At 73.3% G+C, this 25,246-nt stretch carries 21 protein-coding genes and 2 tRNA genes; 17 read left to right on the top strand and 6 right to left on the bottom strand.

The annotated features are described in order from the left end of the window. Positions 1-8 precede the first annotated feature (8 nt). From KV205_RS00785 to KV205_RS00775, 3 genes are all read left to right on the top strand, one after another. Positions 9-896, top strand: coding sequence for a DUF1906 domain-containing protein (locus KV205_RS00785; protein ID WP_265861284.1), 888 nt, complete (start codon positions 9-11; stop codon positions 894-896). Between the two features lie 341 nt (positions 897-1,237). Continuing rightward, positions 1,238-1,822: a SigE family RNA polymerase sigma factor gene (locus KV205_RS00780; RefSeq protein ID WP_265861282.1), complete on the top strand. Its 585-nt coding sequence runs from the start codon at positions 1,238-1,240 to the stop codon at positions 1,820-1,822. A gap of 148 nt (positions 1,823-1,970) precedes the next feature. Beyond that, complete coding sequence (locus KV205_RS00775) at positions 1,971-3,623, top strand: long-chain fatty acid--CoA ligase (RefSeq protein ID WP_265861878.1); 1,653 nt, start codon at positions 1,971-1,973, stop codon at positions 3,621-3,623. Positions 3,624-3,656: 33 nt separating this feature from the next. Here KV205_RS00775 and KV205_RS00770 read toward each other — a convergent pair whose 3' ends face one another. Together KV205_RS00770 and KV205_RS00765 are read right to left on the bottom strand one after the other, a co-directional pair. Further along, positions 3,657-7,511 (bottom strand): PAS domain-containing protein, encoded by a 3,855-nt coding sequence (locus KV205_RS00770; RefSeq protein WP_265861281.1) that lies wholly within the window; start codon positions 7,509-7,511, stop codon positions 3,657-3,659. Positions 7,512-7,676: 165 nt separating this feature from the next. After that, complete coding sequence (locus KV205_RS00765) at positions 7,677-8,114, bottom strand: SSI family serine proteinase inhibitor (protein WP_265861280.1); 438 nt, start codon at positions 8,112-8,114, stop codon at positions 7,677-7,679. 218 nt (positions 8,115-8,332) lie between these two features. Here KV205_RS00765 and KV205_RS00760 point away from each other — a divergent pair. Both KV205_RS00760 and KV205_RS00755 read left to right on the top strand, forming a co-directional pair. After that, positions 8,333-8,423, top strand: a tRNA-Ser gene (locus KV205_RS00760). 290 nt (positions 8,424-8,713) lie between these two features. Next, a tRNA-Arg gene (locus KV205_RS00755) sits at positions 8,714-8,786 on the top strand. Positions 8,787-8,886: 100 nt separating this feature from the next. Here the strand turns inward: KV205_RS00755 and KV205_RS00750 are convergent. Next, entirely contained in the window at positions 8,887-9,051 is a 165-nt protein-coding gene (locus KV205_RS00750) for a hypothetical protein (protein ID WP_265861279.1), read from the bottom strand. Between the two features lie 44 nt (positions 9,052-9,095). On the opposite strand from KV205_RS00750, the gene KV205_RS00745 reads away from it, so the two are divergent. The 11 genes from KV205_RS00745 to KV205_RS00695 all read left to right on the top strand — a co-directional run bounded on the left by KV205_RS00745 (position 9,096) and on the right by KV205_RS00695 (position 21,291). Then, entirely contained in the window at positions 9,096-9,677 is a 582-nt protein-coding gene (locus KV205_RS00745) for a histone deacetylase (RefSeq protein ID WP_265861278.1), read from the top strand. A 187-nt stretch (positions 9,678-9,864) separates the two neighbouring features. Continuing rightward, a complete protein-coding gene (locus KV205_RS00740; protein ID WP_265861277.1) occupies positions 9,865-10,746 on the top strand; it encodes a BRO family protein in 882 nt (293 codons plus the stop codon). Between the two features lie 47 nt (positions 10,747-10,793). Then, positions 10,794-11,666 carry a DUF2797 domain-containing protein gene (locus KV205_RS00735; RefSeq protein WP_265861275.1) on the top strand — a complete coding sequence of 291 codons (873 nt, stop codon included), beginning with the start codon at positions 10,794-10,796 and terminating at the stop codon, positions 11,664-11,666. A gap of 91 nt (positions 11,667-11,757) precedes the next feature. Further along, positions 11,758-12,093, top strand: a complete 336-nt coding sequence (locus tag KV205_RS00730) for an antibiotic biosynthesis monooxygenase (RefSeq protein ID WP_265861274.1) — start codon at positions 11,758-11,760, stop codon at positions 12,091-12,093. Then, positions 12,074-13,036 carry an amidohydrolase family protein gene (locus KV205_RS00725; protein ID WP_265861273.1) on the top strand — a complete coding sequence of 321 codons (963 nt, stop codon included), beginning with the start codon at positions 12,074-12,076 and terminating at the stop codon, positions 13,034-13,036. The genes KV205_RS00730 and KV205_RS00725 overlap by 20 nt, the downstream gene beginning before the upstream one ends. A 72-nt stretch (positions 13,037-13,108) precedes the next feature. Further along, positions 13,109-13,846, top strand: coding sequence for a response regulator transcription factor (locus tag KV205_RS00720; RefSeq protein WP_274709927.1), 738 nt, complete (start codon positions 13,109-13,111; stop codon positions 13,844-13,846). Further along, on the top strand, positions 13,843-15,345 hold the full coding sequence (locus KV205_RS00715) for a cell wall metabolism sensor histidine kinase WalK (protein ID WP_274709926.1): 1,503 nt from the start codon (positions 13,843-13,845) through the stop codon (positions 15,343-15,345). The genes KV205_RS00720 and KV205_RS00715 overlap by 4 nt, the downstream gene beginning before the upstream one ends. 77 nt (positions 15,346-15,422) lie before the next feature. Beyond that, the gene (locus KV205_RS00710) at positions 15,423-16,808 is read left to right on the top strand and encodes a bifunctional glycosyltransferase family 2/GtrA family protein (RefSeq protein WP_306806226.1); all 1,386 of its coding nucleotides are present in this window, start codon (positions 15,423-15,425) and stop codon (positions 16,806-16,808) included. Positions 16,809-16,945: 137 nt separating this feature from the next. Then, a complete protein-coding gene (locus KV205_RS00705; RefSeq protein ID WP_374214605.1) occupies positions 16,946-18,823 on the top strand; it encodes an ArnT family glycosyltransferase in 1,878 nt (625 codons plus the stop codon). Between the two features lie 88 nt (positions 18,824-18,911). Beyond that, on the top strand, positions 18,912-20,471 hold the full coding sequence (locus KV205_RS00700; protein ID WP_265861271.1) for an MFS transporter: 1,560 nt from the start codon (positions 18,912-18,914) through the stop codon (positions 20,469-20,471). Between the two features lie 34 nt (positions 20,472-20,505). Further along, on the top strand, positions 20,506-21,291 hold the full coding sequence (locus tag KV205_RS00695; RefSeq protein WP_265861270.1) for a TetR/AcrR family transcriptional regulator: 786 nt from the start codon (positions 20,506-20,508) through the stop codon (positions 21,289-21,291). A gap of 87 nt (positions 21,292-21,378) precedes the next feature. On the opposite strand, the gene KV205_RS00690 is transcribed toward KV205_RS00695, so the two are convergent. Both KV205_RS00690 and KV205_RS00685 read right to left on the bottom strand, forming a co-directional pair. Further along, entirely contained in the window at positions 21,379-22,977 is a 1,599-nt protein-coding gene (locus KV205_RS00690; protein WP_265861268.1) for an MDR family MFS transporter, read from the bottom strand. Positions 22,978-23,044: 67 nt separating this feature from the next. Continuing rightward, the gene (locus KV205_RS00685) at positions 23,045-23,494 is read right to left on the bottom strand and encodes a MarR family transcriptional regulator (RefSeq protein WP_265861267.1); all 450 of its coding nucleotides are present in this window, start codon (positions 23,492-23,494) and stop codon (positions 23,045-23,047) included. A gap of 213 nt (positions 23,495-23,707) precedes the next feature. On the opposite strand from KV205_RS00685, the gene KV205_RS00680 reads away from it, so the two are divergent. Continuing rightward, positions 23,708-23,938 (top strand): hypothetical protein, encoded by a 231-nt coding sequence (locus KV205_RS00680; RefSeq protein ID WP_265861266.1) that lies wholly within the window; start codon positions 23,708-23,710, stop codon positions 23,936-23,938. A gap of 54 nt (positions 23,939-23,992) precedes the next feature. Here the strand turns inward: KV205_RS00680 and KV205_RS00675 are convergent, their stop codons facing one another. Further along, positions 23,993-25,219 (bottom strand): glycosyltransferase, encoded by a 1,227-nt coding sequence (locus KV205_RS00675; protein ID WP_265861265.1) that lies wholly within the window; start codon positions 25,217-25,219, stop codon positions 23,993-23,995. Between the last annotated feature and the right edge of the window lie 27 nt (positions 25,220-25,246).

The raw sequence follows: 25,246 nt of genomic DNA, 5'->3' as shown, positions 1-25,246 counted from the left end.
CTCGCGCCATGAGGAACGTCCTGCCGCGCGCGGCCCGCCTGCCGCTCCGCCCCCGCCACCTCCGCCGGCCCCGCCGCCCGCTCGGCGCCACCGCCGTGGCCCTCCTGGCGGCCGCAGCCCTGCTCGCCGCGCCCGCCCACGGGGCCCCGGCGCGACACGGGGCCGCACCCGCCGCGCCGCGCTACTTCACCGGCCGTGCCTTCGACACCTGCGAGGCGCCGTCCCTCGCCGTGATGCGGGCCTGGCGCTCCTCCCCGTACCGCGCCGTCGGCGTCTACTTCGGGGGCCGCGGCCGGGGCTGCCGCGCGCAGCGGGAGCTGAACCGGGAGTGGGTGGCCGTCGTGCACGCGCAGGGCTGGCGGATGCTGCCGCTGTTCGTCGGCTCGCAGCCGCCGTGCGTGCTCGCCGAGGCCAAGCGGCGGTACGCGATCGGGCGCAGCCCCTGGCTCCAGGGCACCCGGGAGGGCGCGGAGGCGGTGCGGGCCGCCCGGGCCGTCGGCTTCGCGGCCGGCAGCCCGCTCTACCTGGACATCGAGGCGTACCGCCCGGGCGACGCCCGCTGCGCCGCGACGACCGTGCGGTTCGTCCGGGCGTGGAACCGCGAGGTGCGGCGGTTCGGCTACCTGCCCGGCTTCTACAGCAGCGCCGAGACCGGCATCCGGCAGATGGAACGCGAGCGGGCGGCCGGCACGAAGGACCTCCCGGCGGCCGTCTGGTTCGCCCGCTGGCGCGTCCCGCCCGCCCTCGACACCGAACGCACCCTCCACCCACGGGCCTGGCGCCCGCACGGCCGCATCCACCAGTACGCCGGCAACGTCACCGAGACCCACGGCGGCCGGCGCATGCGCGTCGACCGCAGCCTCGTCGACGCGCCGGTCGCACGCGTGGCGCGCTGAGGGCCTTTGGCCCGGCGCCGGCCCGACGGCCGGTGGCTCCGGGCCTCGGCCCGGAGCCCAGCGGCCGGAGCCCCGGCGGCCTTCCGGCCCGCCCCTCAGCCCGTCCTCAACCCCCGACCCCGCCCCCACCCCGCCCCCACCCCGCCCCGAGGGCTACCCCCGCCCCTCAGCCCCGTCCCCGCCCCCCATGCCCGGTCAGGGCACCGAGAGACCCTGACGCCGCCTCCCCGGGGCTCCACCCACAGGAGGTCCAGCCATCCCCACCCCTACAACCTGAGGGGGAGTGCGGTTCGGGACCTGGGGCCGATCCCCGGGCGGGGGGCCGCTCATAGCGTGGAACCATGACTCCGCCGCCTTCCGGCCCCGTCTGCGCCGGCGCCTCCACGGCCGCCGGCCGCCGGGCCGCCACCGGACCCGCGCCGTTCGCCGCGTACCCGTCGTTCACCTCGTACGTCCGGGCCCGCGGGCCCGTCCTCCTGCGTACCGCGCGCTCGCTGACCGCGAACCACTCGGACGCCGAGGACCTGCTGCAGACCGCGCTCGCCAAGACCTTCATGGCCTGGGAGCGGATCGAGGACCACCGCGCCCTGGACGGCTACGTCCGCCGCGCGCTGCTGAACACCCGTACCTCGCAATGGCGCAAGCGCAAGGTCGACGAGTACGCGTGCGGCGACGACCTGCCGGAGCCGGCCGGGCTGCCGGAGGGCGACCCGGCGGAGCGGCAGGTGCTGCACGACGCGATGTGGCGGGCGGTGATGAAGCTCCCGGACCGCCAGCGGGCGATGGTCGTCCTCAGGTACTACGAGGACCTGAGCGAGGCGCAGACCGCCGAGGTGCTCGGGGTCTCGGTCGGGACGGTCAAGAGCGCCGTCTCGCGGGCGCTCGGCAAACTCCGGGAGGACCCGGAACTCTCCCCCGTACGGTGACCCGGATCACCCTCGTCAGGGCGTTACCCTCAGTTACGCCAGTAATCACTGGCAATTTCAGTACTCTCGGGTAGTGACATACCGCACGGTACGGGCGCAGAATCTGGGCACCATTCTTCTGCCACGTAGCGCCCACCGGGAGGACGCCGTGCTGAGCACCATGCAGGACGTACCGCTGACCGTGACCCGCATCCTGGAACACGGGACGAGGATCCACGGAAAGTCCGTCATCACCACCTGGACCGGGGAGGCGGAGCCGCAGCGCCGCACCTTCGCCGAGACGGGCGCCCGCGTCGGACAGCTGGCGAACGCCCTGCGCGACGAACTCGGCGTGACCGCCGACGAGCGGGTCGCCACCCTCATGTGGAACAACGCCGAGCACGTCGAGGCGTACTTCGCGATCCCCGCCATGGGCGCGATCGTCCACACCCTCAACCTACGCCTGCCCGCCGAGCAGTTGACCTTCATCGTCAACCACGCCGCCGACCGCGTCGTCATCGTCAACGGCTCCCTGCTGCCGCTCCTCGCGCCGCTGCTGCCGCACCTGCCGACCGTCGAGCACGTGGTCGTCGCCGGCCCCGGCGACCGCACCGTCCTCGACGGCGCCGCGCCGCGCGTGCACGACTACGAGGAGCTCATCGCCGGCCGCCCGACCACGTACGACTGGCCCGAGCTCGACGAGCGCAGCGCCGCCGCCATGTGCTACACCTCCGGCACCACCGGCGACCCCAAGGGCGTCGTCTACTCCCACCGCTCCATCTACCTGCACTCCATGCAGGTCAACATGACGGAGTCGATGGGTCTCACCGACAAGGACACGACCCTGGTCGTGGTCCCGCAGTTCCACGTGCTCGCCTGGGGCCTGCCGCACGCCACCTTCATGACCGGCATCAACATGCTGATGCCGGACCGTTTCCTCCAGCCCGCCCCGCTCGCCGAGATGATCGAGCGCGAGAAGCCGACCCACGCGGCCGCCGTCCCCACCATCTGGCAGGGCCTGCTCGCCGAGGTCACCGCCAACCCCCGTGACATCAGCTCGATGTCCCAGGTCACCATCGGCGGCGCCGCCTGTCCGCCCTCCCTCATGGAGGCGTACGACAAGCTGGGCGTCCGCCTCTGTCACGCCTGGGGCATGACCGAGACCTCCCCGCTCGGCACCATGGCCCACCCGCCGGCCGGGCTCACCCCGGAGGAGGAGTGGCCCTACCGCGTCACCCAGGGCCGCTTCCCGGCCGGCGTCGAGGCCCGCCTGGTCGGCCCCGGCGGCGAGATCCTGCCCTGGGACGGCGAGTCGGCGGGCGAGCTGGAGGTCCGCGGCAACTGGATCGCCGGCGCCTACTACGGCGGCGCGGACGGCGAACCCTTCCGCCCCGACGACAAGTTCAGCGCGGACGGCTGGCTCAAGACCGGCGACGTCGGCGTCATCAGCACCGACGGCTACCTCACCCTCACCGACCGGGCCAAGGACGTCATCAAGTCCGGCGGCGAGTGGATCTCCTCCGTCGAGCTGGAGAACGCCCTCATGGGCCACCCGGCCGTCGCGGAGGCCGCCGTCGTCGCCGTCCCCGACGAGAAGTGGGGCGAGCGCCCGCTCGCGACCGTCGTCCTCAAGGAGGGCGCCGGCGCCGACTACGAGGAGCTGAAGGCCTTCCTCGCCACCGAGGGCGGCATCGCCAAGTGGCAGCTCCCGGAGCGCTGGGCGATCGTGCCGGCCGTCCCGAAGACGAGCGTCGGCAAGTTCGACAAGAAGGTGATCCGGAAGCAGTACGCGGACGGCGACCTGGACGTCACGCAGCTCTGATGCCGGTACGCGGCACCAACCGGCCCTTCGGGGCTAGTTGGTGCCGATCTTCGCGAGCAGGTCCACGATCCGGGCCTGCACCTCGTCGCTCGTCGAACGCTCGGCGAGGAACAGCACCGTCTCGCCCGAGGACAGCGTCGCCAGCTCCGCCTCGTCGAGGTCGGTCGAGGTGTAGACGACCAGCGGAGTGCGGTTCAACTGCCCGTTCGCACGCAGCCAGTCGATGATCCCGGCCCGGCGGCGGCGTACCTGCATCAGGTCCATCACCACCAGGTTCGGGCGGATCTGCTGGGCCAGCGCGACCGCCTCGGTGTCGGTCGCCGCCCGCGCCACCTGCATCCCGCGCCGCTCAAGGGTCGCCGCGAGCGCCTGCGCGATGTCCTCGTGCTCCTCGATGACCAGGACCCGCGACGGGTGCTGCTCGCTGTCCCGGGGCGCCAGGGCCTTGAGCAGGACGGCCGGATCGGCGCCGTACGCCGCCTCCCGGGTCGCCTGCCCGAGCCCGGCCGCGAGCAGTACGGGCACCTCGGCCGCCACGGCGGCCTGCCGCAGCGACTGCAGCGCGGTCCGGGTGATCGGCCCGGTCAGCGGGTCGACGAAGAGCGCGGCCGGGAAGGCGGCGATCTGCGCGTCGACCTCCTCGCGGGAGTGCACGATCACCGGCCGGTAGCCGCGGTCGCTCAGCGCCTGCTGCGTGGAGACGTCCGGTGCGGGCCAGACGAGCAGCCGGCGCGGGTTGTCCAGCGGCTCCGGGGGCAGTTCGTCGTCGACCGGCTGCGGCAGCGGCTGGTTCGACACCTCCACCGCGCCCCCCGGCCCGTCCAGCGGCTCCGGCCCCTCCGCCGAGCCCTCGGCGGGCGCCTCTATGGCGTACGCGCGCCCCTCGGACGCCTGCGCGGGAGCAGGCACCGGTACGGATACGGGTACGGGTACGGGTACGGGCATGGGTACGGGAGAGGGCACGGGCGGCTCCACCGGCGGGTGGGCCGTCGCCGCCTCGGGCGCGGGCTGCCGGCCCTCCGCCGCCGGGTTGCCGAGCTTGCGCCGCCGGCCCGAGGGCGTGGCGGGCGTGGCACCGGCCGGTACGGGCGGGGTGGCCGGCGCGGGCAGCGGCGCGGCGGGCGTCGGCGCGGCGGAGGTCGGCTTGGCGGGTGTCGGCACGGCGGACGCCGGCTTCGCGGACTGGACGAAGGGCACGCCCTGACCGAGCGTCCGCACGCTGAACGCCCGCCCCTGCGTTCCGCCGTCACGAGTCGTCGGCCCTGCGGGTGCCGCGGGTGCCGCGGGTGCCATGGGCACCTCGGGCGGCAGCGGTACGGAGCCGGTGCCGGTCGCGGAGGGCGCGGGAGGCGCGGTGGGAGCGGTGGGCAGCGGGTGCGGCTGCGGCGGGGTGTGGTCGTCCTCCGGGAGCGTCCGTACGGCCTCGTGCGTGCTGTCCTGCGCATCGCCCGCGTGCGGTTCGGCGCGGTCGGCGTCGGCGGGCGGCAGCGCGAACGGCGTGCGCGGTCCCGCCTCGGCCGCCGCCGCACGCTCCTGCGCCGCCGCGAGCGCCCGGCGGCGCCGGCCGGTCGGCTGCGGGGCGGCCTGCTCGGCCCCGGGCGCCTCCTGCGGCGCGGACGCGACGGCGGGCAGCGCGAGGGCGGCCGGAGCCTGGGCCGGTGCCGGGGCGGGGGCGTCCACCGGGACGCCCTGGGGCGGCACGGCGGCGCCGAGCGCCGGACGGCCCTGCGCGCTCTCGGCGGCGGTCATGACGGCGCCTTCGGCGGGCCGGCCGCGCCGCCGGCCGGTGCCGGAGGCGGCAGCGGCCGCCGGCGGGGCGGGGGCGGGGGTGCTCTGCGCGGGGATCAGCTCGGCCGGGGTGCCGGTGGCGGGGGTGTCCCCGGCGCGGCCGCGCCGACGGCCGGTCGGCTGCGGCACCGGTGCGCCCTCGGGCGCCATCGGGCTCTCCAGGAACGCGTCCGTGGACGCCCGGCGCGCCCGCCGCCGTCCGCCGCCGCCCTGGGTGTCGGTGGGGGCGTCGGCGGGAGCGCCGGTGGGCGCCGGCTGCGCGGGCAGCGCCGGGAGTTCACCGGCTACGTGCTGTTCGGCGACGTGCTGTTCGGCGACGTGCGGGGCCGGTACGGGTACGGGCTGCCCGACCGCCGGCGTGAGCACCGGCTCGGCCTCGTTCGCCTTCGGGCTCTCCGGCCGAAGCTCCGCCGACCGAAGCTCCTCCGGGCGAGGCTCCTCGGGGCGCTCGGACAGGACCGGCGCCTCGGGGACGGTGCCGCGCCCGGCGCCGAGCGGCAGCTCGACGACGTACGCGCCGCCCGTCGTCCCCGGCACCTCGTGGGTCTGCAGCACACCGCCGTGCGCGGCGACGATCCCGCGCACGATCGGCTGGTGGACCGGGTCGCCGCCCGCGTACGGGCCGCGGACCTCGATCCGTACGACGTCACCGCGCGGCGCGGCGGCGACCACGATCGTCGAGTCGGCGTAGCCGCCGCCCTGCGGCGGCGCGGCCTTGCTCTTGCCGGTGGCGCCGACCCCGGCCACGTCGGCGACCAGGTGCGCGAGCGCGGTGGTGAGGCGGGTGGCGTCGACCTCGGCCTCGATCGGCGGCGCGTGGACGGCGAACTGCGCCCGCCCGGGGCCGATCAGATCGACGGCCCCGTCGATGCCGCCGGTGACGATCCCGGAGAGCAGCACGACGTCCTTGTCGAGGTGCTCGGCGCCGGCGTCGAGCCGCTGGTAGCCGAGGACGTTGTCGACGAGGGTGGTCATCCGGCCGTAGCCGGCGGAGAGGTGGTGGAGCAGCTGGTTGGCCTCGGGCCAGAGCTGTCCGGCGTCGTCGGCGGCGAGGCTGCCCAGCTCGGCGCGCAGCTCCTCCAGGGGGCCGCGCAGCGACTCCCCGAGGACCGCCGTCAGCTGCTCGTGCCGGGCGGTCAGCGCGGCGACCCGCCGCTTCTGCTCGGCGAGCTCCTCCTCGTACCGCTGCCGCTGCTCGGCGGCCTCCGCCTCGTACCGCTCCTTCTGTTGTTCGAGCTCGGTGGTGAGCCGCTCGGTGAGGTCGGCGAGCTCGGTGGCGTGCGACTCGACGAGCTGCTCGTGCGGCCGGCGGTCGGAGAAGGTCATGACGGCGCCGACGAGCTGGTCCCCGTCCCGTACCGGCGCGGTGGTCAGGTCGACCGGGACCCGGTCGCCGTTCTTCGCCCACAGCACCTGCCCGCGGACCCGGTGCTTGCGGCCCGACTTGAGGGTGTCGGCGAGCGGGGACTCCTCGTACGGGAAGGGCTGGCCGTCGGCGCGCTTGGGGAGGATGAGCGGGTGCAGCTCGGCGCCGCCGAGCTCGCCGGCCCGGTAGCCGAGGATCTGCGCGAAGGCGGGGTTCACGAGGACGACCCGGCCGTCGGTGTCGGTGCCGACGACGCCCTCGGACGCGGCGCGCAGGATCATCTCGGTCTGGCGCTGGGAGCGGGCGAGTTCGGCCTCGGTGTCGAGGGTGCCGGTGAGGTCGCGGACGACGAGCATGAGGAGCTCGTCGCCGGTGTAGCCGCTGTACGAGTCGTAGGCCTCGCGCCCGTCCTCCAGGCTGGCGCTGGTCACCTCGACGGGGAACTCGCCGCCGTCGGTGCGCCGGGCCATCATCCGGGTCGGCCGGGTCCGGCCGCGGTCGTCGGCCCCCTCGGGGCGGCGCATGGAGCCGGGGATGAGGCGCGAGTCGAAGTCCGGCAGGAGGTCGAGCAGCCCGCGCCCGACGAGGGCGGTGCCGGGCGTCTCGAACATGCCGAGGGCGATGGTGTTGGCGTTGACGACCGTGCCGTTGCAGTTGACCAGCACGAGGCCGTCGGGGAGGGCGTCGAGTATGGCTGCGAGGCGAGCAGCGCCTCGGGACGGCCTGCTGCTCACGAGACGCTTCCTCCCTGAACCCACTGCCACCGCACGTGCCCGTCCATCTTGCCGTTCGGGCCGCGGCCTGTCACGGAGGGAGTCTAAGGGAGGGAGCGCCTCCGCCTCTGGAGACGGGGTGGAGGTTCGGTGACCCGGTCATGCCGCGATCACTCCTTGACGTGCTCACCCCTTGACGTGGGGGAGGACGGGCCGCAGGTTCTCCCAGCGGTCGATCTCGCAGCCGTTGGCGCGGGAGAACCGGGCGTCGACGCTGCGGCCCTGCCACGTCCCGGTGATGTGCGCGGTGGCCGGCCCGCCGTACTGCTGGGTGCAGAACCCGTCGGCGGGCACGGCCGCGAAGGGGTCGGCGCCGGCCTGCGCGAGCTGGTCGAGCCGCTTGCAGGCGTTCGCGGCGGCGGGGTGCGTCCCGCCGGGCGTGCCGTCGCACTCCAGCCGGAAGGTCCCGTCGGCCTCGGCGTGCCCGGTCTTCTCGATGCTCACGGTGAGCGAGTCGGCCCCGGACAGCAGCGGCAGCGGCGGCAGCGGCCCGAGCCCGCCGAGGCCGGTCATGCCGGTGAGGGCGCTGGATGCGACGGTCGCGAGGAGGAGGGGGCGCAGCATGACGGACTCCCGTGGGTGATGCGTGCGGTGGTGGTGCGTGCGGTGGTGTCTCCCTGACTAACGCTCCGGGCCCCGACGCGTTGCGCAACGCGGACTGCGCCGGGCGGGGGCTTTGCCCTGGCCCCCCGGGTCCTAGTACGGTGATAAGCGATTGGTGGCACGCACCTCGTCTGTGTCATCATCTCCACGCAGCACCCGCGCCCGCGCGGGAGTGTGAAGGAGGCGTCGCCTAGTCCGGTCTATGGCGCCGCACTGCTAATGCGGTTTGGGCCTTAAAGCCCATCGAGGGTTCAAATCCCTCCGCCTCCGCCCCACCGAAGCCCCGGTCCTCAGGACCGGGGCTTCGCCCGTTCCCGGGCACCTCAGCCCCCTCGCCACCTTCGGATGTGACCCCGGTCTCTTTTGGCGCGATCCGGGGCCCCCGAGCGCCCCGGGCCGCCCGGCCGGGCCCCGCCCGGCAACCGTGATCGTTTGGCGTTTCCGCAGGTCACAAGGGGTGGACCCAATGGATTTCACATGACGGCGGCAGTCATGTAATGTTCTTCCTGTCGCCGCGAGCGGGCCGAAAGGCCGGGGAGCGAAGACAAAAAACAAAACAAGCACTCGTAGCTTAACGGATAGAGCATCTGACTACGGATCAGAAGGTTGCAGGTTCGAATCCTGCCGAGTGCACAGAGTCGAGAGGCCCGGACGAGAGTCCGGGCCTCTCGCGTTGTGGGGCCGTACGCAGACAGGCGCCGCAGCACCGGTGATCGCGGGGCGGGGCTGGGGGTCAGCCCAGCAACTGCGCGAAGAGTGCCAGGACCTGGGTCGCTCGGTACTTCGCCCGGTGTCCGTGGCCGCAGAAGCGCTTCGGTGTCCACCAGCGGCGCTGTTCGAGCGGCCGGCGGCACCATTTGCACGGCAGTGGGTCGAACTCGATCTCTATGGCCCCCATGCCGCGAATCTAGCGGGGCGGGCGGCGGCGGTAGCGTCCGGGGCATGGACGTCTGGTACGCCGCATACGGGTCCAACATGCATCTCGAACGGCTGGGGCGGTATCTCGCCGGGTGCCGGGATCGGACGCCGCCGCGGGAGTCGCGGGCGGTCGAGTTGGGGGGAGTGCTGTATTTCGCCACCGAGTCGGCCGTGTGGGGCGGGGGGCGGGGTTTCTACGATCCGGATGGGGAGGGGCGAACGCTCGGGCGGGCGCATCTCATCAGTGGCGGGCAGTTCTCGGACATCGCCGCGCTGGAGATGTACCGGGAGCCCGGCCTTGGCACCGGGCTCGACCTGGACGAGGCCGTCGCGCGCGGGCGGCTCGCGTTCGGGCCCGGGCGGTACGAGACGGTGGTGTGTGCCGGTGAGGTCGACGGGTTGCCGTTGCTCACGTTCACCGCGCCCTGGGCCGTCGCCGATGTCGAGCTGCGCGCGCCCTCGGTGCCGTATCTGCGCCATCTCGCCGCCGGACTGCGGGAGTCGGGGGCCTGGAGCGACCGGGAGATCGCCCGTTACCTGGCCGGCAGCCCCGGTGCCGCCGGGACCTGGACCGAGGCGGATGTCCTGAGCCTCTTCCCGTCCTGAGCCTTTTCCCGGAGGACTCCTGACATCGGCAACCCCGGCGCGGGCGGCCCGACTACCCCGAATCACCCCACCCACACCCACATCACCCCCGAATCGGGCTTTTCCCACACCTTCGGGTGAACCGGACTGATTTCCATGTCAGTTGAATATGCCCTCGGCTTAGCGTGCAGGTGGAGGTGACGCCAAGATGACCGCCATCGACGCCATCGACATCGACGACTTCGTGCACGCCGCCACGGGGGCGCGGCTGCGCAGGCTCACGCTGCCGGACGGCACGCACTGGTTTCCGGCCGTGGACGCGGCACGCCAACTCGGGTACGGGAGCGCGCGGCAGGCGCTGCGCGCGTATGTCGGGGACGGGTTGCACGCGACGGTCGACGAGCTGCCGATCGAGCTGGCGGGCAACCGCGGCCTGCGCAACGGGCTGCGGAAGTCCACGCGGATGGTGTGTCTGGAAGGGCTCGTGCAGCTGGTGAACGCCTCCCGGCGGGCGGCCGCCGGGCCGTTCCGGGCCTGGGTCGCCGACCTGGTCGTCGGGGTGCAGCGGGACGGGTCCTACGGGCTCGACCCCGCCCCCGCGGCCGCCGGGTTCGTCCTTCCGCAGCCGCTCCTCGACGTGCTCGTCCGTCTTGAGGAGGCCGCCCTGCGGCCCGAGGCCGAGTGGGGCGAGCTGCTGCGCGAGGCCGGGCAGGACCTGCACCGGCTCGCCGAGTCCCTGGACCGGCTCTCCCTCCCCGTCCAGCGCACCGGCCCGGACCCCACCGTCGGTTCCGCCGCCGGGTCCGGCACGGAGGCGACGGTCCCCGTCGCCCGCACCCCGCAGGAGCTGCTCGACTCCTGGTGCGCGCGGAACGCCGTCGTCGGCGCCGACGTGCACGCCGTCGCCGCCTACCTCGCGCCCGCCCTCGTCCGCGGCGGGGTCCGCTACCGCCTGGAGGAGGTGGCCCGCCGCACCGGACTCACCGCCGAGCGGGTCCGCGACTGCGTCCGCACCCTCGTCGAACGCGGCTGCATGCGGCACGCCGGCGGCGCCGGCTCGGACGGCGGACTCCTCTACGCCCTCCCCTGAGCAGCACACATCGGAGTGTGTCAGTGGGGGGTACGACACTGGGGGGCATGGTGTGGCGAAGCAGCGGCGTCTCCTGGCAGGGCGGCGCGCCCCGGCTCCGCTGGGCGGGGGCCGGCGGGCGCGTCAGCCCGCTGCCGTACGGGCGGGAGCTCGGCTTCCGGGCCGTCGGCGAGCGGCGCTGCTCCGGCGCGCGCGGCAACCCCTGCCCCCTGGCCGCCGCCGTGCCCGGGCGCAGCACGGGCGGGCGGTGCGCGGAGTGCGCGCGCCTGGACCGGGCGCACTCGGTGGCCGCCGACACGATCGCCGACGACCCCCGCCCGTACCGCGTGTACCTCGCCTGGTTCGGGCCCGGGATGGTGAAGGTCGGCATCACGGGCGAGGAGCGCGGCTCCGCCCGCCTGCTCGAACAGGGCGCGATCGCCTTCGCCTGGCTCGGCCGCGGCCCGCTGATGGCCGCCCGCCGCACCGAGGAGGTGCTGCGGCACGCCCTCGCGGTCCCCGACCGCATCCCGTACGCCCGCAAGCGCGCCGTACGGTACGCGCTGCCGCCCGCCGAGGAACGCGCCCGCGAGCTCACCGAGCTGTACGGGCAGGCCGCCGGCGTGCCCGCCTGGGCCGAGACCCTCCAGGCACTGCCCTGCCAGGTGCAGGACCATGCCGAAGCCTTTGCGTTGCACGCCCTGGCGTCCTCGCCGCCCGGCCACGTCGTCACCGAGCTCGTCGCCGGCCGGCTCGTGGCCGCCGCCGGGCCCGATCTGCACCTCCTCGACGCCGACGACCGGCCCCTGGTCCTGGACACCCGGCTGCTCACCGGCTGGGAGCTGGCCGCCGCGCCCGCCGGGCACCCGGTGACCGTGCCCACCGCCGCGGCACCCGCCCCGACCTGCGCGGACGCCGCCGCCCAGGCCCCCCTCTTCTGACCGGCGGCCCCAAGCTCTGAACCGTAAAGTCTTGGATCCCTTCGGGCGTGATCCATGGACAGCCCGGGCCGCGCCCCCGCAGGGTGATCACATGACCCCGAACCTGGTGGGCGGCTTCGAACCGCCCTACTACACCGCTGTCTTCACCTCGATCCGGCCGGACGCACCCGAGGGCTACGCCGAGACCTCGGCCCGGATGCAGGAGCTCGTCCAGGACATCCCCGGCTACCTCGGTTACGAGTCGGCCCGCACCCCCGGCGGCATCGGCATCACCGTGGCGTACTTCCGCGACCTGGACGGACTCGCCGCATGGCAGCACCACCCTGAGCACATGGCCGCCAAGCGGTACGGGCGCGAGCACTGGTACGACAGCTACCGCGTGCACATCGGGAAGGTCGAGCGGACTTATGGCTCCGAGCGAGGCTGACGCTGGGGCCGAGGCTGGGGCCGAGGCCGAGGCTGAGGCTGAGGCTGAGGCTGAGGCCGAGCACATCCGGGGCTTCGCGGCTCGCCTCGGGCTGCCCGGGCTCGTCGACGTCCACACCCACTTCATGCCGCGCAACGTCCTCGACAAGGTGTGGGCCTACTTCGACTCCGCCGGGCCGCTCACCGGCCGCCCCTGGCCCATCACGTACCGGGAGGAGGAGCAGCGGCGGGTCGAGCTCCTGCGGGAGTTCGGCGTCCGGGCCTTCACCTCGATGCTCTACCCGCACAAGCCCGGCATGGCCGGCTGGCTCAACGACTGGGCCGCCGACTTCGCCGCCCGTGTCCCCGACTGCCTGCACACCGCGACCTTCTTCCCCGAGCCCGGCGCCGCCGACGACGTCCGCCGTGCCCTCGACCGGGGCGCCCGGGTCTTCAAGGCGCACGTCCAGGTCGGTGCCTACGACCCCAACGACCCGCTGCTCGACGCCGTGTGGGGCACGCTGGAGGAGGCCGGCACCCCGGTGGTGATCCACTGCGGCTCCGGGCCGGCCCCGGGCCCGTACACCGGTCCCGGCCCGATCGGGCGGCTGCTCGCCCGCCATCCGCGGCTGCGGCTCGTCGTCGCGCACATGGGCATGCCGGAGTACGGCGACTTCCTCGACCTCGCCGAGCGGTACGAGCACGTCCACCTCGACACCACCATGGCCTTCACGGACTTCAGCGAGGGCCTCGCGCCCTTCCCGGTGACAGCGGCGGGGACGGAGCTCAAGCGCCTTGACGGGCTGCGCGAGCGGATCCTGCTCGGGACCGACTTCCCCAACATCCCCTATCCGTACGGGCACCAGCTCGACGCCCTCGAACGGCTCGGGCTCGGCGACGACTGGCTCCGGGCCGTCTGCCACGACAACGGCGCCCGGCTGTTCCGCCTCCGCACGCCTGAGTGAGCACGCTCCTTTCTCAGGGAATTCACAGACAAGGGAAAGGCGGGTCTCACCCGGACCCGGTTCCGTGGTCCCATGACTGCGACCACCCCCCGTTCGCGTACCGAACTGCTGCGGCCCGACGGCACCGCCGTCCGCGTCCTCGTCGTCGACGACGAGGCCTCGCTCGCCGAGCTGCTCTCCATGGCCCTGCGCTACGAGGGCTGGCAGGTGCACAGCGCGGGCGACGGGGCCGGCGCGCTGAAGCGGGCCCGGGAGTTCCGGCCCGATGTCGTCGTGCTCGACATGATGCTGCCCGACATGGACGGCCTGGCCGTCCTCGGGCGGCTGCGGCGCGAGCTGCCCGAGGTGCCGGTGCTCTTCCTGACCGCGAAGGACGCGGTCGAGGACCGGATCGCCGGGCTCACGGCGGGCGGCGACGACTACGTCACCAAGCCGTTCAGTCTGGAGGAGGTCGTGGCCCGGCTCCGCGGCCTCATCCGGCGTTCCGGCGCCGCCGCGGCGCGCGCCGAGTCGCTGCTCACGGTCGGCGACCTCACCCTCGACGAGGACAGCCACGAGGTCACCCGCGGCGGGGACTCGATCCACCTCACCGCGACCGAGTTCGAGCTGCTGCGCTTCCTGATGCGCAACCCGCGCCGGGTGCTCAGCAAGGCACAGATCCTGGACCGGGTGTGGTCGTACGACTTCGGCGGGCAGGCGAACGTCGTCGAGCTCTACATCTCCTACCTGCGCCGGAAGATCGACGCCGGGCGCAGCCCGATGATCCACACCCGGCGCGGGGCGGGATATCTGATCAAGCCCGGGGAATGAGCGCAGTGCGCACGCGTCGGCCGTGGTCGCGGCCGTGGTCCCTCCGTACCCGGCTCGTGGTCTCCGCCGTCGCGCTGATCGCCGTCGTCTGCGCGGTGATCGGGACGGTGACGACGATCGCGTTCCGGTCCTATCTGTACGACCAGGCGGACACCCGTCTGCAGGAGGTCGCCAACCGGGCCGCCGGGCCGCCGCCGAGCTTCGCCGGGCCGTCCCCGGGCGGCTTCGACACGCCCCTCGGCTTCGTCATCGGGCCGGGTGCCCCGTTGGGGACCGTCGGCGGCCGGGTGGTGGACGGCGAGCTCACGTCGGCGGACCGCTCCGTGCCGCCGGAGGACGGGGTGTACGGGCCGAGGTACCAGTCGATCAAGCTCGACGCCGCCCAGAGCGCCGCCCTCGCCGCCGTCCCCCGCGACGGCGACCCGCACACCGTGTCCCTGCCGGGCGGCCTCGGCGACTACCGGGTGCAGTACGCCACCGGCAAGAACGGCGACTTCCTCATCGGGATACCGCTCGCCGAGCTCCAGGACTCCCTCTCCACCCTGGTCGTCGTGGAGTTGAGCGTGACGGCCGCCGGCCTGGTCGCCGCCTCGCTCGCCGGAACGGTGCTCGTACGGGTGGCCCTGACGCCGCTGCGCCGGGTCGCCGTGACCGCCGCGCAGGTGTCCCGACTGCCCCTGCACAGCGGGGAGGTGGCGCTCGACCACCGGGTGCCGGAGGCGCAGGCCGATCCGCGTACGGAGGTCGGACAGGTCGGCGCGGCGATCAACCGGATGCTGGACCACGTCCATTCGGCGCTCGACGCGCGGCAGCGCAGCGAGACCCGGGTGCGGCAGTTCGTCGCGGACGCCAGCCATGAGCTGCGCACGCCGCTCGCCTCGATCCGGGGGTACGCGGAGCTGACCCGGCGCGGCCGGGAGGAGTGCGGGCCCGACACCCGGCACGCCCTCGGGCGGATCGAGTCCGAGGCGACCCGGATGACGGGGCTGGTGGAAGACCTGCTGCTGCTCGCGCGGCTCGACACCGGACGCCCGCTCTCGTACGAGAGCACCGATCTCTCCCTCCTCGTCCTGGACGCGGTCTCCGACGCCCGCGCGGCCGGGCCCGAGCACCGCTGGCGCCTCGAACTCCCCGAGGGCGACCGCGCGGTGAAGACGGACGCCGACCCCGCCCGTCTGCACCAGGTGCTCGTGAACCTCCTGGCCAACGCCCGTACCCACACCCCGCCCGGTACGACCGTGACGGCACGGCTGTACGAACAAGGTGCCCACGCGGTCATCGAGGTCGAGGACGACGGGCCGGGCATCCCGCCCGACCTCCTGCCGTCCGTCTTCGAGCGCTTCGCGCGCGGCGACGCCTCGCGGGCGCGCAGTACGGGCAGTACGGGCCTCGGCCTGGCCATCGTCCGGGCGGTCACCCTCGCCCACGGCGGTGAGGTGACCGTCGACAGCGTGCCGGGCCGCACCCTCTTCTCCGTACGGCTGCCGAAGCAGCGCTGAACTCGCAGCCCTGACTCACAGCCCCGCCACAGCCTCACCACACCGCCGTGACAGCGCGCCCGGCGAGCGTCTGTGTCATGCGAACGCTTCCCGCGCGGGAACACCTCCCGGTGGGCGCGGCCGGCCCCCGCCGGCCCGTCCTCGACGTGGTGATTCCCGTCTACAACGAGGAGAAGGACCTGGAGCCGTGCGTGCTGCGGCTCCACGACCACCTCTCCCGCACCTTCCCGTACGCCTTCCGGATCACGGTCGCCGACAACGCGTCCACCGACACCACCCCCCACGTGGCCCGGGCGCTCGCCGCCCGCCTCCCCGACTCCGTGCGCTCCGTGCGCCTGGAGGAGAAGGGCCGGGGCCGGGCGCTCCGTACGGTCTGGTCGGCGTCGGACGCCCCCGTCCTCGCGTACATGGACGTGGACCTGTCCACCGACCTCAACGCGCTCCTTCCGCTCGTCGCCCCGCTGATCTCCGGGCACTCCGACCTCGCGATCGGCTCGCGGCTCGCCCGCTCCTCCCGGGTCGTCCGCGGCCCGAAGCGGGAGTTCATCTCCCGCGCCTACAACCTGATCCTGCGCGGCTCGCTCGCCGCCCGCTTCTCGGACGCCCAGTGCGGCTTCAAGGCGATCCGGCGGGACGTGGCCGAACAGCTGCTCCCGATGGTCGAGGACACGGGGTGGTTCTTCGACACGGAGATGCTGGTGCTCGCCGAGCGGGCCGGGCTTCGGATCCACGAGGTGCCGGTGGACTGGGTCGACGACCCGGACTCGACCGTGCACATCGTCCGTACCGCCACCGACGACCTGAAGGGCGTGTGGCGGGTGGGGCGGGCGCTGGCGACCGGGTCGCTGCCGCTCGACCGGCTCGCCCGGCCCTTCGGCGACGATCCGCGCGACCGCGAACTGACCGGCGTACCGGGCGGGTTGGCCCGCCAACTGGTCGGCTTCTGCGTGGTCGGCGCCCTCTCCACCCTCTTCTACCTCGCGCTCTACTCCCTCTTCCGGCTCGGCATCGGCCCCCAACTCGCCAACGCCGCAGCGCTGCTCGTCTCCGCCGTCGCCAACACGGCCGCGAACCGCCGGCTCACCTTCGGCGTACGGGGCCGGGAGCGGGCCGCCCGCCACCAGGCGCAGGGGCTCGTCGTCTTCGGCATCGGCCTGGCCCTCACCAGCGGCTCGCTCCTCGCGCTCACCGCCGCGACGGGCGATCCGGCCCACTCCACCGAACTCGCCGTACTGATCGTCGCCAACCTCGCCGCGACCGTCGTGCGCTTCCTCCTCTTCCGTCTCTGGGTCTTCCCGGCCCCGGAGCGCTCCAACGGCACAAGGACCTCTCGATGGCCTCCCCGAACGCGCTCGTCCGTGTACGGCGCTCCTGGCGCGGGCGGGCCGAGGACGCACCCTGGGTGCGCCCCGCCCTCCTCGGCCTGCTGCTCGCCACCGCCGTCCTCTACCTCTGGAACCTGAGCGCGAGCGGCTACGCCAACTCCTTCTACTCGGCGGCCGTGCAGGCCGGCGGCGAGAGCTGGAAGGCCTTCTTCTTCGGCTCGCTCGACTCCGCCAATGCCATCACCGTCGACAAGCCGCCGGCCGCGCTGTGGCCGATGGCGCTGTCCGTCCGGCTCTTCGGGCTCGGCTCGTGGCAGATCCTGGTGCCCGAGGTGCTGATGGGCGTGGCCACGGTCGCGGTTCTGTACGCGGCCGTCCGGCGCCGGTTCGGCGCGGGCGCCGGCCTGATCGCGGGCGCGGTGCTCGCCCTCACGCCGGTCGTCGCGCTGATGTTCCGCTTCAACAACCCGGACGCGCTGCTCGCGCTGCTGACGACGGTCGCCGTCTACTGCGTGCTCCGGGCCCTGGAGCTGGACGAGGGCGCGGGGCGGTGGCTGGTGTGGGCCGGGGTGGCGCTCGGGTTCGCGTTCCTCGCGAAGACCCTGCAGGCCTTCCTGATCCTGCCGGTGCTCGCCCTGGTGTACGTGGTGTGCGCGCCGGGCGGTCTGGGGCGGCGGCTCGGCCGGCTGGGCCTGGGCGGGCTCGCGCTGCTCGTGTCGGCGGGCTGGTGGGTGGCCCTGGTCGAGCTGTGGCCGAAGTCCTCCCGGCCGTACGTCGGCGGCTCGCAGAACAACAGCTTCCTTGAGCTGACCTTCGGCTACAACGGCCTGGGCCGCATCAACGGCAACGAGGTCGGGAGCGTCGGCGGCGGTGGTGCCGGCGGGGGTCGCATGACGATGGAGCTCCCGGCGGGCGTGGAACTGCCCGGCGGCGCCGGCGGTCCGGGCGGCGGGCGCGGGGCCGGAGGCGGCGGTGGCGGCTGGGGCGAGACGGGCCTCGGCCGGATGTTCAACGAGCAGATCGGCGGCCAGATCTCCTGGCTGCTCCCGGCCGCGCTGATCCTCCTCGTCGCCGGGCTCGTGGTCACCTGGCGGGCGGCGCGCACCGACACGGCGCGCTCGGCGTTCCTGGTGTGGGGCGGCTCGCTGCTCCTGACGACGGGCGTCTTCAGCTTCATGGCCGGCATCTTCCACGAGTACTACACGGTGGCGATGGCCCCGTACATCGCGGCCCTCATCGGCATGGGCGCGGCCGTGCTGTGGGAGGAGCGGGCGCATCTGCTCGCCTCGGCGGCGCTGGCCGGCACGGTCGTGGCGACGGCGGTGTGGGGCTGGGTGCTGCTCGGCCGTACGCCGGAGTGGCTGCCGTGGCTGCGCTGGGCGGTGCTCGTCGCCGGGTGCGCGGCGGCCTTCGGGCTGCTGCTCGCGGGGCGGCTCGACCGGCGGTTCGGGCTCGCCCTGGCGGGCCTCGGTCTCGCGGCCGGTCTCGCGGGCCCCTTCGCGTACACCCTGGCGACGGTCGCCGACGGGCATCAGGGCTCGATCGTGACGGCGGGGCCGAGCGGCGCGGCGCGCGGCGGCCCCGGCGGCATGGGCGGCAACGGCCGGATGTTCGTCCTGTACGGGCCGGGGCCGGGGCTGGGCGGCGGGCAGGCTCCGGGCGGCGGGCAGGGCATGGGGCGGGCTCCCGGCGGCCAGGGCGGCCAGGGCGGCCAGGGCGGCCAGGGCGGTCCGGGCATGGGCCAGGCCCCCGGCGGTCCTGGTGAGACCCGGGGCGGTCCCGGCGGCGGCATGGGCGGTCTCCTCAACGGCGCGAGCGTCGGCACCGAGGCCAAGGAGAAGCTCCTCGCCGACGCCGACTCCTACACCTGGGTCGCCGCCGCCATCGGCGCCCAGAACGCAGCCAGTTACCAGCTCGCCACCGAGAAGCCGGTGATGGCGATCGGCGGCTTCAACGGCAGCGACCCGTCGCCGACCCTCGCGCAGTTCAAGCAGTACGTGGCCGAGGGGAAGATCCACTACTTCATCGCGTCCGGCGGCGGCATGGGCGGAGGAACGGGCGGCGGCAGCGAGATCTCGTCCTGGGTCGAGGAGACCTTCGAGAAGGTCACCGTCGGCAACACCACGTTCTACGACCTGACCGGCCGAAAGTAGTCGGCCGAAAAAAATCCCTATACAGCGTACGAGCGCTCCTTTACGGTGTACGAGAACTGATCCTCGTACACCGTAAGGGAGTCTCTACATGACGGCGACGACCGCCGCGAACGACCAGGCCGCCCCCACCGGCGGCCACCCGCAGCGCTGGCTGATCCTCGGCGTCATCTGCCTCGCCCAGCTCACCGTGCTGCTCGACAACACCGTCCTCAGCGTCGCCATCCCCTCGCTGACCTCGGAGCTCCGCGCCTCCACCAGCGACATCCAGTGGATGATCAACGCGTACTCGCTCGTGCAGTCCGGTCTGCTGCTCACCGCGGGCAACGCGGCCGACCGCTACGGGCGCAAGAAGATGCTCGCCATCGGCCTCGCGCTCTTCGGCCTGGGCTCGCTCACCGCCGGACTGGCCGACTCCACCGGGCAGTTGATCGCCGCCCGCGCGGGCATGGGCATCGGCGGCGCGCTGCTGATGACCACGACCCTCGCCGTCGTCATGCAGATCTTCGACGACTCGGAGCGGGTCAAGGCCATCGCGCTGTGGGCCACGGTCGGTTCGCTCGGCTTCGCGGCCGGGCCGCTGATCGGCGGCGCGATCCTCAACCACTTCTGGTGGGGAATGATCTTCCTGATCAACATCCCGGTGGCCGTGATCGGTCTGGTCGCCGTCCTCAAGCTGGTCCCCGAGTCCAAGAACCCGCAGGGCGAGCGCCCCGACATGGTGGGCGCGCTGCTGTCCACCATCGGCATGACCTCCGTCGTGTACGCGATCATCACCGGCCCGGAGCACGGCTGGATCTCCGCCCAGGTCCTGCTCCCGGCGGTGCTCGGCATCCTCGTCCTGGGCGCCTTCGCGCTGTGGGAGCTCCGCGTCCCGTACCCGATGCTCGACATGCACTTCTTCCGCAACCAGAAGTTCGTCGGCGCGGTGGCCGGCGCGATCCTGGTGATGTTCGGCATGGGCGGTTCGCTGTTCCTGCTGACCCAGCACCTGCAGTTCGTGCTCGGGTACGAGCCGCTTGAGGCGGGTCTGCGGATGGCGCCGCTGGCGCTGACCGTGGTCGTCCTCAACCTCTCCGGTGTGGGCCCGCGGATCGTGATGAAGCTCGGCACGCCGCTCACCGTCGCGGTCGGCATGACGCTGGTGGCGGGCGGTCTCACCTCGATCGCGCTGCTCGGCGGAGGCACCGAGGGCACCTACTGGGGCATGCTGCTCGGCCTGGTCCTGATGGGCATCGGCCTCGCGGTCTCCAACCCGGCCATGGCCAACGCGATCATGAGCGCCATCCCGCCGGAGAAGGCCGGTGTCGGCGCCGGTGTGAACGGCACCCTCGCGGAGTTCGGCAACGGCCTCGGCGTCGCCGTCCTCGGCGCGGTCCTCAACGCCCGCTTCGCCGCCCTCGTCACCGTCACCGCGACCTCCCTGCCGGCCGCCCTGGCCGCGGCGGGCAGCGACGCCGAGCGCGGGCAGATCTCCGACGCCTTCGCCAGCGGACTGCAGACCAGTCAGGTGGTCGGCGCGATCGCCGTCTTCGCCGGCGGGCTGCTCGCGGCGGCCCTGCTCCGGCGGGCCGAGCGGGCCGAGGCCCGTACGGCCGTCGCACCGGCCGCGGAGCCGGTGGAGGCGGCCCGCATACCGGCTGCTGAATAGCATGGGAGGAACGACGGACAGGCGGAGGAGCGCGATGGTCAAGGCAGCCGACAGGGCCAAGAATCCGGCGCGTTCCAGCGTCTGGCTGGAGAGTCGGGCCGCCCGCAGCGGCGGCGGCCCGACCGGGCTCGACCGGGCCCGGATCGTCGGCACCTCGATCAAGATGCTCGACGACGAGGGTCTGGCCAAGCTGTCCATGCGCAAGCTGGCGACCGAGCTGAACGTCACCGCGATGTCCCTGTACTGGTACGTGGACACCAAGGACGACATCATCGAGTACGCCGTCGACACCTGCTACGGCGAGGTCGACCTGGGCGCGGTCGACGCGGCCGGCGACTGGCGGGAGCGGATCCGCGTCCTCGCCCAGGACTACCGGCAGATGCTCGTGCGGCACCCGTGGATGTCGCCGTGCGCCGGCCAGTACCTGAACATCGGCCCGCACGCGATCGCCGTCGGGACCAAGATCCAGGAGGCGATCCGGGACACCGGACTGCCGATCTCCCGCCAGCCGAGCGCGATGTCGGCGGTCTTCCAGTTCGTCTACGGCTACGGCACGATAGAGGGCCAGTTCGGCCGGGTCGCGCAGCAGGCCGGGATGTCGCAGGACGCCTTCTACGCCGACTCGATCAAGGCCTTCCGCGAGGACGAGCAGTTCATGGGCGCCCTGGACGGGATGACCGAGATCCTCGACGAGCGGGCCTCGCACGGCAGTGTCGACGAGATCTGGGACCGCGACTTCGACTACGCGCTCGACGTGCTGATCGCGGGCATCGAGGTCATGGTCGAGCGCAGCCGTACGGAACAGGCTTCGGACGCATGACGGAGCGGCGGGCCGTCCCCTGCCCGCCGCTCCGTTCCGTACCCGGCCGCGCCTCCGCTCGAAGCGCGCCCGGGAGTCCTGTGGCCGTTACTTGGCGACCTTGTCGGTCACCTCGTCGGCCTTCACCGTGGTGTTGCTCTTCAGCGCGACCTCCTTGATGAACAGCGTCACGAGGAAGGCGAGCAGCGCGAAGGGCGCGGAGTAGAGGAACACGTCGCCCACGCCGTGGCCGTACGCGCTCTCCATGACCGTACGGATCGGGGCCGGCAGCTTGTCCATGTCGGGGATGCCGCCGCCGCCCTGGCCCATGGCCGCCGCGGCCTTGGGGCCGAGCTCGGTCAGGCCGTCCTTGACGTAGTCGGTGACCCGGTGGGCCATGACCGCGCCGAGCGCCGAGACACCGATCGCACCGCCGAGGGAGCGGAAGAAGGTGACCGTGGAGGAGGCGGCGCCGAGGTCGGAGGGGGCGACCTGGTTCTGGGTGCAGAGGACCAGGTTCTGCATCATCATGCCGAGGCCGAGGCCGAGGACCGCCATGAAGATCGCGATGTGCCAGTACTCGGTGTCGTAACGGATCGTGCCGAGCAGGCCGAGGCCGCCGGCAGCGAGGGCGCCGCCGCTGACCAGCCAGGCCTTCCAGCGGCCGGTCTTGGTGATGATCATGCCGGAGACCGTCGAGGAGACGAACAGGCCGCCGATCATCGGGATGGTGAGGACGCCGGACATGGTCGGCGACTCGTTGCGGGCCAGCTGGAAGTACTGGCTGAAGAAGACCGTGCCGGCGAACATCGCGACGCCGACGAAGAGGGAGGCCGTGGAGGCCAGCGCGATCGTGCGGTTGCGGAACAGGCGCAGCGGGATGATCGGCTCGGCGGCGCGGGACTCGACGAGGAGGAAGAGGGCGCCGAGGAGGACGGAGCCGCCGACCATGGCGATGGTCTGCCAGGACATCCAGTCGTACTTGTCGCCGGCGAAGGTGACCCAGATGAGGAGCAGGGAGACGGCGGCGCTGATGAAGAAGGCGCCGGCCCAGTCGACCTTGACCTGTCGCTTCACGACGGGGAGCTTGAGGGTCTTCTGCAGGACGAACAGCGCGATGAGCGCGAAGGGCACGCCGACGTAGAAGCACCAGCGCCAGCCGAGCCACTCGGTGTCGGTGATGACGCCGCCGAGCAGCGGGCCGCCGACGGTGGCGACGGCGAAGACGGCGCCGAGGTAGCCGCTGTACCGGCCGCGCTCACGCGGGGCGATCATGGCGGCCAGGATGATCTGGGAGAGGGCGGTCAGACCGCCGACGCCGATGCCCTGGACGACGCGGCAGGCGATGAGCATGCCGGTGTTCTGGGAGAGGCCGGCGACGACCGAGCCGGCGACGTAGATGATCAGGGCTATCTGGACCAGGAGCTTCTTGGAGAAGAGGTCCGCGAGCTTGCCCCAGAGCGGGGTGGTCGCCGTCATCGAGAGGAGGGCGGCGGTGACGACCCAGGTGTAGGCGGACTGGCCGCCGCCGAGGTCGGTGATGATCTGCGGGAGGGCGTTGGAGACGATCGTCGAGGACAGGATGGCGACGAACATGCCGAGCAGGAGCCCGGACAGCGCCTCCATGATCTGCCGGTGCGTCATCGGGGCGCCGGAGCTGTCGGCCCGGCCCTCCCGTGCACCCGTGGCAGGTGCGGTGGTAGCCATGAATTTCCTTTGCGTGAAGTCGTCGCGGGCGTCGGTCGTCGCGGTCGGGCGTCGGTCGCGGCCGTCGTCAGTCGCGGGCGTGGTGGGCCCGGCAGTCCCCGAAGGAGTCGCGGAGGCGGGCGAGGAGAGTGGTCAGCCGGGCGACGTCGTCGTCGGACCAGTCCGCCAGGTGGCGGGCGAAGGCATCGGTGACCCGCTGGTCGAGCTCGCCGAGCATCGCCTCGCCTTCGTCGGTGAGCCGCAGGATCCGGGAGCGCTTGTCGTCGGGGTCGGGCAGTCGCTCGACCCAGCCGTGGTCCACGGTGTGCGCCACATGACGGCTGCACACGGACATGTCGACGGCCATCAGTTCGGCCAGCCGGCTCATCCGCATGTCGCCGTGGTGCTTGATGAGGGCGAGCACCGCCGCCGCTCCGCCCTGGCACTGGACGGGCAGCGCGCGGGCGAGGCCGCGCTTGACGGCGCCGATGGCGCTCACCGCGCGGGCGAGTTCCTCGTACCGGTTCAGCGTCTGCATCGAGGCGTCTCCATCGATCTTGTTGCTTAGAGCAACCATAGAGATGGATGGTTGCTTCAGGCAAACTAATTCGGTCAAAGCAGACTAAAGAATCGGCAAAGCGGAAGCCGGACGCGGGTACGGGCACAGAACCGGCGGTCGGGTGAGCGCCCTGTGAAACCCCCTGCGCCCCACTGGACCCGGAGGGGGCCGGGTTCGCTAGGGTCTGGGGCCATGGCACACAACCCCCAAGCACCGTACGGCCAGGGCCCGGCGAACGACGGCGGCTACGACCCCGCCGGCAGCACGCAGATGTTCCGCGCCTTCGTCGACGAGGGCACCCCGCAGCGCCAGCAGCAGCACCAGACCGCCGCGCCGTCCTCCGGCCCCCGCGTCGGCGTGATCGTCGGCGTGATCGTCGCGATCGCCGTCCTGGCAGGCGTGGCCTGGCTGGCGCTGGGCTGACAGCCGCGCGGGAGAGGGCGGTCGGACCGCCCTCTCACTCACTGACTCACTGAGTCACGCCGGTTCGCCGAAGCCGTCCAGGAGCAGCTTCGCGGTCCGCTCGGCCCCGTCGGTACGGATCCGCCCCGCGAGCTCCCGCGCCGCGGTGCCGGTCTCGGGCGCGAGGGCGGTGGCCAGGGCGGCCGACAGGGAGGCGACGCTCGGCACCGGGCCGTCGTGGGCGGCGCCGACGCCCAGACCGGCCAACCGGCTCGCCCAGTACGGCTGGTCCACCAGCTGCGGAACCACCACCTGGGGCACACCGGCCCGGGCGGCCGTCGTGGTCGTGCCCGCGCCGCCGTGGTGGACCACCGCCGCGACCCGGGGGAACAGCGCCTGGTGGTTGGCCTCGCCCACCGCCAGGCAGTCGTCGGCGTCGTCGATCAGCCCGAGCTCGGCCCACCCCCGCGACACGAGCACCCGACGCCCCTGTCCCCGTACCGCCTCGATCGACACCCGCGCCGCGTGGGCCGACCCCTGCATCGACATGCTGCCGAAGCCCACGTACACCGGCGCCTCCCCGGCCTGCAGGAACCCCTCCAGGTCATCGGAGAGCGGGCGCTCGTCCGCCTGGATCCACGCACCCGTCTGTACGACATCGAGCTCGGCCGGCACCTCCCACGGCCCCAGCACCGGATCGGCCGCGAGCAACGGCCGCCCACCGATCGCGTAGTCGCGGACGCTCTCCAGCGGCGCCAGCCCGACCGACGCGCGGAAGGCGGCGAGCCCGGGCCCGTACACCGCGTTCTGCCCCTCGACGTCCAGCTCCCACAGCGTCCGGTTGTCGGTCACGCCCTCCGGCAGCGGACGGCCCGGCAGCGGATACGGCGGGTGGTGCGGCGACGGCAGCATGCCGGGGAAGTACGACACGTACGCGTACCGCAGCCCCCGCTTCCCGGCCGCCGACCGCGCCCCGGCCACGGCCGGGAACAGCCCGGTCGCGACCACCACGTCCGCCCCCTCGCCGGCCACGGCCACCGCCTCGTACTGCGCCGCCGCCACCATCGTCACCCGCTCGGTCATCGACGGCGCCGCCCCGCCGTTCACCCCGGCCACCAGCGCCCGGATCGACAACCGCACCGGCACGAACTCCACCCCGACCCCGGCCAGCCGCCCGGCGAACTCCTCGTCCTCCGGCGCACACACCCGCACCTCGGCCCCCAGCCCCCGCAGCGCACCCGCCAGCGCCACCATCGGCTCGACGTCCCCCCGCGACCCGTACGACGACAGCACCACTCGCATGCCACTTCCCCCTCACTCCGACCAGCA

Source organism: Streptomyces sp. SKN60 (assembly GCF_026236535.1).
Classification (GTDB): domain Bacteria; phylum Actinomycetota; class Actinomycetes; order Streptomycetales; family Streptomycetaceae; genus Streptomyces.
This window is presented reverse-complemented; position numbering and strand designations above follow the sequence as displayed.